Raw genomic sequence first — 10,683 nt, 5'->3', positions numbered from 1 at the left:
ATGGGTGAAATCATGAAATTATGTCAAGGTAGATTATGTATAGCTACTATAGAACAATTAGGTGCCGCTGCATTATTCAACGAAACTCCAGCTTCTTACTTAAAAGAAGTAAACGATGAATACTGCAAGAGAAGAGATGTATTATACGAAGAATTAATGAAAGCTGAAGGCGTTATATGTGAAAAACCAATGGGTGCTTTCTATATAGTTGCTAAATTACCAGTTGACAATGCTGAAGACTTCGTAAAATGGATGTTAACTGATTTCCGTATGGATGGAGCTACAGTTATGGCTACTCCAGCTGCTGGATTCTATGCAACTCCTGGTCTTGGACTTGACGAAATAAGACTTGCTTACATCTTAAAAGAAGAAGATTTAAGAGCTGCTGGTAAATTATTAGCTGAAGGATTAAAAGCTTACAAAGCTGCTAAAGCTAACGCATAATTTTAAATTATAATTTAACTTAAAATATAGACAAAAGGGATATGATTTATTTCATATCCCTTTTTAGTTCAAATTAATTTAATTCACTTTTATTTAACAACGTCTCAAGAGTCTCTATAGCTTCTAAATATTTTCTTCTATCTTCATCATTTAATTTGAAAAATTTCTCTTCTAAATCATTACTCAATTTTTCTGTAAAATCAGCAGCTATTTTCTTACCTTCCTCAGTTATAATTATCATATATTTTCTTCTGTCTTTAAGATTTTTTTCTCTATAAACATATCCTTTATCGCTTAAATCATCTATCATGCTAGTTAAACTACCTTTTTCTATGTTTAACTTAGAGCATAATTCTGTCATACTTATTTCACCGTAATTTCTCATAAAAACTAAAGCTCTTAATTGAGTTTTATTTACATTGTATAAGCTTGAATATTGTTTTAGGTAGTTTAAATATAAACTAGAATAAATTTTAGGAAATGTGTTAGATAAAAAACTTATCGTATCTGTCACTATACATTTCATTTAATCACCTCAGATTGCTGTATTTTTTTTTCCTTGTATATTTTACACTAAAGTTGTTGTCTGTACAACATATTTTAAATATATTTTTTTATTATTTTTAATTTTACTTTTTAATTTATTATCAATATAAGAAAATCTTTATCCTAAAGATCCATAATGTTGATTTTTAAGCACTTGGCGTAGCAAGTGCGATAACCTTTTTGAAATGCATGACGGAAATTATATTTATCCACAATTTCAAAGGAATATAATTTAAGTACTTGGCGCAGCAAGTACGCTACCCTTTCCTATGCATTATAAAACTCCTAGAAATAAAACTATTCCTAGGAGTTTTTAATCAATTGAGTTTTATCTAAATATTAAACTCTTAAATCTACGTCTACATCACCTATAACGTCCTTAAATGGTTCTATAGCTGGATCTAAGTATTCTTCTACGAATTCTAAAACTTGTTCTGGAGCTCTACCTACGAATTTCATAGGATCTAGTATATCTGATATTTCTTCTCTCTTTAACATATTGAATTTGTCAGATTCTAATATTAAGTCTATTAGGTTATTATTTAATCCTTCGTGTTTAACTCTGTAAGCTGCCTTCATAGATAATTCTCTAATTTCTTCGTGTAATTCTTGTCTATCTCCACCTCTTTTAACAGCTTCCATTAATATGTTTTCAGTAGCCATAAAAGGTAGTTCTTCATTTATATGTTTGTTTATCATGCTTTCATAAACTACAAGACCGTCTGTTACGTTTATTCCTATTTCAAGTATAGCATCTGCTGCCATAAATGCTTGTGGTATAGCAAGTCTCTTGTTAGCAGAGTCGTCTAAGCTTCTTTCTAGCCATTGAGTAGCTTCTACCATAGCTGGAGAGATAGATTCTGATATTATATATTTTGAAAGTGATGCTATTCTTTCGCTTCTCATTGGGTTTCTCTTATATGCCATAGCTGAAGATCCTATTTGATTCTTTTCAAATGGTTCTTCTAATTCTTTAAGATGTTGAAGTAATCTTATATCATTAGTCATCTTGTGCATACTTTGAGCTATTCCTGCTAATACATTTAAAACTTGAGAATCTAATTTTCTAGTATAAGTTTGTCCACTTACATGATAAGAAGATTCAAATCCCATTTTATTGCATACTATTTTGTCTAATTGTTTTATTTTAGCAGTATCTCCTTCGAATAAAGCCATGAAACTAGCTTGAGTACCTGTTGTACCTTTAACACCTCTAAGCTTCATGTTTTCTAATCTGTAGTTTAAGTCTTCTAAATCTATTATTAAATCTTGAGCCCATAAAGTCGCTCTCTTACCAACTGTTGTAAGCTGAGCTGCTTGGAAATGAGTAAATCCTAAAGTTGGAATGTCTTTGTTTTTAAGAGCAAATTTCTTTAAGTTGTTTATTAAGTTTACTAATTTTACTCTTATTAATTTTAGAGCTTCTGTCATTTGTATTACGTCTGTATTATCTCCAACGTAAGCTGAAGTAGCACCTAAGTGTATTATTCCTTTAGCCTTTGGACATTGCATTCCATAAGCCTTAACATGACTCATAACGTCGTGTCTTACTTCTTTTTCTATTTTTTTAGCATCGTCAAAGTTTATATCATCTATATGAGATTTTAATTCTTCTATTTGTTCATCTGTTATATTTATTCCTAATTCTTTTTCTCCTTCTGCAAGAGCTATCCATAATTTTCTCCAAGTAGAAAATTTAAATTGTGGAGAAAATATATAACTCATATCCTTACTGCAATATCTTTCAGTAAGAGGATTTGAGTATGTACTGTATTTATTATCCATAATTCGCACCGTCCTTAATCATTTCTTAGTTATTTTCAACATCATAATTATATATAATTTCACGAACTATAACAATACTTTTTTTAAATTTGTTCAAATTATTTATTTTCTTGTTTCTTATTTCTTATTTATAAGTAAATTATCCTTTTGCATCATGTAGTCGATGCTTTCACTATCTACAAAATCTATTACATTTTTATATCTTATAGCGTAGTATTTATCACTCCAGCCTAGCTGTTTTTGTACTTCCTCTCTATCAGCACCTAGCATAAGGCTTATAGCAGCGTAAGAGTGTCTTAAATCCTTCGCAGAATAATTTTTAAGCCCTGCTAAATCAAAAGCCTTTTGAACTATTATTCTGACGTTTCTATCTGTTATAGAATTGCTCTTTTGTGTTGTAAATATAAAGTCATCAGTTGGTAAAATAACTTCGCTAAGCCCTGAATGATATCTGTAATCTTCTATAAGCTTAAAGCAATATGGATGTAATTTTACTATTCTCTCCTTTTTGCCTTTGCCTAGTCTTACATAGTAATTATCCTGTTCATCTACTATTAAGTCCTTCCATTTGACGTCTACAAGCTCATTTAGCATACATCCTGTAGTAGCCAAAAATACCATTATAAGTCTATCTCTTGCATTTAATTTATATAATGAGTCTACGAGCTGATTTATCTCTTGAATGCTAAGCACATCGTCTTTTCCCTTTTGTCTTGTAACTACAGGTTTTTGTACATAGCTAAATGGATTTACTTCTATATGTTTATTTCTTTGTAAAAAAGAATAAAAACTATGTAAATAACTGTATATTTTTTCACTAGTGGATTTTGCGTATTTTTCCTTCACTTCCTCCATAAATTTAGCACAATCTTCTTTATCCACTTCTAGCAAATATCTCTCATCTATAAACTTTTTAAAATATATTACTTTCAGTAAATAATCCCTCTTTGTCTTGGGATTAAAATTTATTGAAAATTCATCATATAATTTTAATTCTTGCTTTGTCAATATTTTTGCTTCTTCCATATCCTTTATCCTTCCCAATATATAATTTACTTATCAACTAAAAAATCACTTTTATCATTTTCACGATTAAAGCGATTTCATAGTGATTTTATTTGAATGTAATTAAATTATTTTCATTATTTAGATTTAATTAAAATTTTTATTATCTCGCTTGAATCCTCACTAAAGGTAGTTATTATTTTTAAATAGTCAGTAGGGATATTTATCGCAAGATAAATTTTATTTAAATCTCCCACAAAATCGTTTATTTGATAATCCTGTCTAGTATCTCCAATTGTTTGATTGTATAGCATCTCTAATTCACAAAATATAACTGCTTTATACTCTAGATTTTTTATGCCATATATATTAGAAATCGTTATACCGACCTTTTTAGTTAGCGTCGTTATCTCATCCTCTGCAATCATATAAGGAATCTTCGCCTCTTCTAGGGCTTTTCTTAAGATATATTGAAAATATATAGTTTTCCCGTTTTTTAGCTTTTTCTTATTGTACGGATATACTATAGCTATATCTGAATAATCCAAACCTTTTTTGTTTATTAAAAAATCAATTTCCCATAAAACAGACTCTATCTGCTCTTCTAAGTCACTTACTTTTAGTATTTCGGGATCTTGTCCATGCTTATGAATTGATTTAGTAAACGGGTATATATCTCCTTCTACTGAAGGTCTTAAGCTTTTAATATAATCATTTGAATTTTGACAAAATCTATTTACAAATTCAACTAAATTTTTATTTTGTCTGTAATTTATATCTAAATATATAATATCGTCAAACTCTATATCTTGCTTATTGTCTTTAAATATATTTAGATCATTAGTCATATTCAAAGCATTGCAGTAATATATATCGAATATATTTTTTGTTTTATATAAAAACTCTGAAATAAATTTTAACTCGTCATACTTAAATGATTCTGCTTCATCTATAAATATTCCTTTAAACATATTTTTGTTTTTTACGACATTTCTAGCTTGTTTTATCAAATTATTTAAATATTTTTCGTAATTTTGTTTAAACATTCTATAGTCAGCTACCAAATCGAATTTTTTAGCTAATTTAAATAAAAACGACGATATTGTGTGAACCTCTAAATTATTATTATCCTTATATAAAATCTCCAAAGCCTCTCTGAGTTGATTAGAAAGCTTCTTTGATGATACAAATACGACAAACCTGTGCTGTGGATATACACGAGCTAATTTAATCGCTCTAGATAGCATTATAGTTGTTTTCCCAGTACCACAACCACCTTGAAATAAATTATTACCGTAGTTAATCGATATAGACTTCTCCAGTTGATCTTTATCGAGCATAGTCGCACTGTATTCATAATCATCGTTGACAAATGTAATTTTTTTAAATTCTTTATTTATATGCATTTCATTATTTAAAACATAGTATTCCGGACATATATCTAAAATATACATATTTAATTCTATTTCGTTGTTTTCTTCTTTTAAATAATCATCCATAGATATTTCTTTTTCAATGATTTGATTTAGTTTATGCTTATCTATTATGTTATTATCTACAAAATCTTCAAATCCATACCCATCGTAAATTTCTACATAAGGCATTATATAAACAAAATTATAAGAAATATTGTTATGATGTTGAGCCATTTTCAATCTAAGTAGATTAAACTCTTCATTCATAACCTCGATTAATTCTTCGTCTAATATTGAAAACAATTCTTCTGAAGTATCCATAAATTTCACAAATAATATTTTATTATTTTTAATATACATTAAATCTATGTTTATGCCTTTAAAAGGCGTCACTTTAGGAACTATCTTTACATCGTCGGATATTTTTTCATAAAATTTTTTCTCAAATTCTTTCATCCTTAATGCATCTAATTGAGAGTTAATATTTATAAATTGACTCATATTAAGCCTCCTCTCTGTTTCATTGTAGAATTAACTCCAGAATTTAATGTCTTTACGCTAAAATTTTTGTAAATCTATACTTAAATTATATCATTTATATATATAATTTGCCATAAATAGATTTTTATACAAAAAACCTCTCTTGAATCACTTCAAAAGAGGCTTATTTACTAATTATTATTTTGCATATTCTACAGCTCTAGTTTCTCTTATTATACTAACTTTTATTTGACCTGGATATTCAAGCTCATCCTCGATCTTCTTAGTTATATCTCTAGCTAATAGGTGAATTTCTTCATCGTTAATTTTTTCTGGTTTAACCATGATTCTTATTTCTCTACCAGCTTGTATTGCATAAGATTTTTCTACACCGTCATATGAATTTGCAATTTCTTCAAGTTTTTCTAATCTCTTAATATACGCTTCTAGTGTTTCTCTTCTAGCTCCTGGTCTAGCTGCAGATATTGCATCTGCTGCTGTAACTAATACTGCTTCAACTGTTTGAGGTTCGTGATCTCCATGGTGAGTACTCATAGCGTGTATAACTTCCTTAGATTCTTTGTATCTTCTAAGTAAATCCATACCTATTTCAACATGTGTACCTTCCATTTCATGGTCTACTGCCTTACCTATATCGTGAAGCAATCCTGCTCTTTTAGCAAGCTTAATGTCAGCTCCTATTTCAGCAGCCATAATTCCAGCTATATGTGCTACTTCTATAGAATGTTTTAAAACGTTTTGTCCATAACTTGTTCTGTAGTTAAGTCTACCTAATAGCTTAACTAATTCTGGATGTAAGCTATGTACACCTGTTTCAAAAGTAGCCTGTTCACCATATTCTTTTATAATGTTGTCAACTTCTTTTTTAGCTTTTTCTACCATTTCTTCTATTCTGGCTGGATGTATTCTTCCATCAGATATAAGTTTTTCCAAAGCTATTCTCGCAATTTCTCTTCTAATAGGATCGAATCCAGATAATATTACAGCTTCAGGAGTATCGTCTATTATTAGGTCGATTCCTGTTAGAGTTTCTAAAGTTCTGATATTTCTACCTTCTCTACCTATTATTCTACCTTTCATTTCGTCATTTGGTAAATTAACTACTGTTACTGTAGTCTCTGCAACATGGTCTGCTGCACATTTTTGAATTGCATATCCAATTATTTCTCTTGATTTCTTTTCAGCATTTTCTTTTGCTTGAGTTTCAATGTCCTTAATCATTATTGACATTTCATGTCTTACTTCTTTTTCTGCATTACTTAGTATGATTTCTTTTGCTTTTTCACAAGTAATACCTGATATATCCTCTAATTTTTCAAGTTGTTTTAATTTTATAGCCTCAACTTCTTTTTGTTTTTCGTCTACAATTTTTAACTTTTGATTTAAATTAGATTCTTTGTTTTCTATACTTTGTTGTTTTCTATCTAGAGATTCTTCTTTTTGAATTACTCTTCTTTCATATTTTTGTAATTCATTTCTTCTTTCTCTACTTTCCTTTTCAGCATCACTTCTAAATCTATGAATTTCTTCTTTTGCTTCTAGAAGTTTTTCTTTTTTGATTGTTTCTGCATCTTTATTCGCTTGATCTACTATATTTTTAGCTAGTGTATTTGCTTCACCGATTTTCGCTTCTGATATATTTTTTCTACCAAAATATCCAGCTAATGCACCTATAATCAAGCCAATTACTGCTGCTATAATTACTTTTACTATGACATCCACCTCCTTTATTATTTAATCCCAAAATTCAATATTACTCCTTATTTTCGTATTTAGGTCGATCTTTTAGCTATGTAAAAGAATGACATTAATTTAAGTACCACATTTATAATCTTGGAATATTATTTTAAGCTGTCTTAAAAAATATTTATAAATATCGACAGCTTAAATTATTAATTAGAAACTGTAATTAGTTTCTTAATGATTAACAACAAAAAATTATATTAAATTAGAATACTTTACCTCATTTAATTTTATAATTTTTTCTACTTTGTGTCAAGGTTATAGGAGGTTTATAGCAATTATTATTCTTCTGAAATGCTATTATTCGCGATATCTTCTGACATTTGAGTATCGTCTAAATCTTCATCTTCTATATCTTTATATTCTGCACCTAATTTATAATACTTTCTAACTTTTTCTTCTATTTCATTTGCTAAATCCATATTATCAGATAAGAATTTTTTAACATTTTCTCTACCTTGTCCTAATTTTATATCTTGATAGTTGTACCAAGAACCTGATTTTTTAACTATATCTATATTGGCAGCTATATCTAGTAAATCACCTATTTTTGATATACCTTCTCCGTACATTATGTCAAATTCAGCTTGTTTAAAAGGAGGCGCTACTTTATTTTTTACTACTTTAACTCTAGTTCTACTTCCTAAAATTTTATCCCCTTGTTTTATTGTGTCTATTTTTCTAACATCTAATCTAACTGATGAGTAGAATTTAAGTGCACGACCACCTGTAGTAGTTTCTGGATTACCAAACATTATACCTACTTTTTCTCTAAGTTGGTTTATAAATATAGCAACGCAATTTGATTTTTTGATTGAACCTGTTAATTTTCTAAGCGCTTGAGACATAAGTCTAGCTTGCAATCCAACATGAGAATCTCCCATATCTCCTTCTATTTCTGCCTTTGGAACTAATGCTGCAACTGAGTCTATTACTATTATGTCTATCGCACCACTTCTTATAAGCGCCTCTGCTATCTCTAGTGCTTGTTCTCCTGTATCTGGTTGAGATATTATAAGGTTATCTACATCTACACCTAACGCCTTTGCATAAACTGGATCTAGGGCATGTTCTGCATCTATGAAAGCTGCTATCCCACCGTCTTTTTGAGCTTCTGCAACTGAATGAAGTGCTACAGTTGTTTTACCTGAAGATTCCGGTCCGTATATTTCAACTATTCTACCTCTAGGAAGCCCACCTATACCTATCGCTATATCAAGTCCTATTGAACCTGTTGATATAGAATCTATTACCATTGATGAAGCTTCTCCAAGTCTCATTACTGAGCCTTTACCAAAATCCTTTTCTATTTTACCTAATACCTGATTCAATGTATCTAATTTTTCTTTTTCTATAGTCATATAATTCGTTCCTCCATTATATTATTTTTCATAATCAAACATCTGTTCGGTTTTATATTTTTATTATATCTTATAAAGCTTTTACAGTCAATCGATAAATAAATTATTTTCTAATATGTTTATTAACAAATTCTAAATGTTTTATACCCAAATTTTACATTTTTATTTAAAAATAATTCTTCCTTTTTATAATCTAAAAAAGAGCTATATGTCAATTTAAAAACGGCATAACATATAGCTCTTCTAAAAATTTTATTATTTACTATTCATAAATAAATCTCTATTTTTATATAAGTAATCTATTCCTGAATAAAGTGTAAATATTGTAGCGATGTACATAGCTACAGTTCCAATAAGTAATATTATATCATTTGAGAAATTAGCACCTATAAGTAAGAATATTATAGCTATCATTTGGCTTGTAGTTTTTATTTTTCCACCGCCGCTAGCTGCTATTACCTTTCCATTGTCTGCTGCTATTGCTCTTAAAATACTTACTGTTAGCTCTCTTGCCACAATTATTATTACCATCCAACCAGCTACTAAATCGTAATCTATCATACATATAAGCGCAGATAAAACTAATAACTTATCCGCTAATGGATCCATAAATTTCCCAAAGTCTGTAACTAAATTGTGTTTTCTAGCTATTCTTCCATCTAAAAAATCTGTTATAGAAGCCACCATAAACACAATACAAGCTATTAAAAAGAAATTGTTTATTTGTGATAGCATAAGTATTACGAATACTGGTATTAGACATATTCTAAGTAGTGTAAGCTTATTCGGTAAATTCATCCTCTAATACCCCCATTAAATCATACTCTAAAGCATCAGTTATAACTACATCTACAAATTCCCCTATTTGAAGATCTTTTATAGATTTTATATATACTATTGCATCTATCTCTTCTGCATCGTATATGGTTCTACCTATATACACGTTATCTTCTATTTGTTCTTCAACTAATGCTTCATATTTATTGCCTATTTTTTGCTTGTTTTTTTGTTCTGATATAGCTTGTTGTACTAGCATAAGTCTCTCTTGTCTGTCTAATTTGACTTCCTCTTCAAGATGATTAGGTAGTCTATCAGCAGGGGTATCTTCCTCTCTAGAATAAGTAAATACTCCTAGCTTATCAAATTCTACTTCTTTTACAAAATCTACAAGCTCCTCAAAATCCTCGTCTGTTTCCCCAGGAAATCCTACTATTATACTAGTTCTAAGTGTAGCATCAGGTATGATATTTCTGATCATTTCTACCTTAGACATGATATCCTCTTTAGTAGTTTTTCTGTTCATCAGCTTTAATATCCTATTGCTCGCATGTTGTATAGGCATATCGAAATAATTGCATATATTATCGTATTTACTTATTACATTTACTAGCTTTTCAGTTATTGATTCTGGATAAGAGTACATCACCCTAATCCATTTGAATCCGTCTATTTGAGCTAATTCTTCTAAAAGCTCGGCAAGTCTTTCCTCACCGTATAAATCAACGCCGTATTTAGTAGTATCTTGAGCTATTACGATTAACTCCTTAACTCCCATTTCGGCAAGCTTTTTAGCTTCTGAAATTATATCCTCCATCTTTCTACTTCTATATTTACCTCTAAGTTTAGGTATTATACAGTAAGTACATTTGTTGTCACAGCCTTCACCTATTTTTAGGTACGCCATATGACTTGGAGTAGATACATATCTAGGTAGAGTTTCATCGTATGCAAATTCTATATTATTTAAGCTCACTATTTGATGCTCTTCTTTAAGCTTTCCTATTATTTCGTCTATATTTTGGTAGCTACCTGTACCAACTATTGCATCTATCTCTGGTATTTCCTCTTTTAACTCGTCTGCATATCTCTGAGCTAGACATCCT

The 10,683-nt window shown here is 29.4% G+C and carries 9 protein-coding genes; 1 reads left to right on the top strand and 8 read right to left on the bottom strand.

The window, feature by feature from the left end; translation table 11 throughout:
• Positions 1 to 444 (top strand): aminotransferase class I/II-fold pyridoxal phosphate-dependent enzyme (locus tag MR593_RS11235; protein ID WP_331474837.1); only part of this gene is annotated, 444 nt, incomplete at its 5' end.
• 73 nt (positions 445 to 517) lie between these two features.
• On the opposite strand, the gene MR593_RS11230 is transcribed toward MR593_RS11235, so the two are convergent.
• The 8 genes from MR593_RS11230 to rimO all read right to left on the bottom strand — a co-directional run.
• Entirely contained in the window at positions 518 to 970 is a 453-nt protein-coding gene (locus MR593_RS11230; protein WP_290692904.1) for a MarR family transcriptional regulator, read from the bottom strand.
• A gap of 359 nt (positions 971 to 1,329) precedes the next feature.
• Positions 1,330 to 2,775 carry an adenylosuccinate lyase gene (purB, locus tag MR593_RS11225; protein ID WP_290692902.1) on the bottom strand — a complete coding sequence of 482 codons (1,446 nt, stop codon included), beginning with the start codon at positions 2,773 to 2,775 and terminating at the stop codon, positions 1,330 to 1,332.
• Positions 2,776 to 2,892: 117 nt separating this feature from the next.
• Positions 2,893 to 3,801, bottom strand: a complete 909-nt coding sequence (locus MR593_RS11220; protein ID WP_290692900.1) for a tyrosine-type recombinase/integrase — start codon at positions 3,799 to 3,801, stop codon at positions 2,893 to 2,895.
• 116 nt (positions 3,802 to 3,917) lie between these two features.
• Positions 3,918 to 5,696 carry a DEAD/DEAH box helicase family protein gene (locus tag MR593_RS11215; RefSeq protein WP_290692898.1) on the bottom strand — a complete coding sequence of 593 codons (1,779 nt, stop codon included), beginning with the start codon at positions 5,694 to 5,696 and terminating at the stop codon, positions 3,918 to 3,920.
• A 177-nt stretch (positions 5,697 to 5,873) separates the two neighbouring features.
• The gene (gene rny / locus MR593_RS11210) at positions 5,874 to 7,418 is read right to left on the bottom strand and encodes a ribonuclease Y (protein WP_290692896.1); all 1,545 of its coding nucleotides are present in this window, start codon (positions 7,416 to 7,418) and stop codon (positions 5,874 to 5,876) included.
• A gap of 302 nt (positions 7,419 to 7,720) precedes the next feature.
• Entirely contained in the window at positions 7,721 to 8,800 is a 1,080-nt protein-coding gene (recA, locus tag MR593_RS11205) for a recombinase RecA (protein WP_290692894.1), read from the bottom strand.
• A 255-nt stretch (positions 8,801 to 9,055) separates the two neighbouring features.
• Positions 9,056 to 9,598, bottom strand: coding sequence for a CDP-diacylglycerol--glycerol-3-phosphate 3-phosphatidyltransferase (pgsA, locus tag MR593_RS11200; RefSeq protein WP_290692892.1), 543 nt, complete (start codon positions 9,596 to 9,598; stop codon positions 9,056 to 9,058).
• On the bottom strand, positions 9,582 to 10,683 hold a 1,102-nt coding region (gene rimO / locus MR593_RS11195; RefSeq protein ID WP_290692890.1), incomplete at its 5' end, for a 30S ribosomal protein S12 methylthiotransferase RimO. The genes rimO and pgsA, both read right to left, overlap by 17 nt.

The sequence above is a fragment of the Intestinibacter sp. genome (genome assembly GCF_022780145.1).
Lineage (GTDB): Bacteria > Bacillota > Clostridia > Peptostreptococcales > Peptostreptococcaceae > Intestinibacter.
The sequence above is the reverse complement of the archived record's forward strand: the minus strand, read 5'-3'. Positions and strand labels throughout refer to the sequence as shown.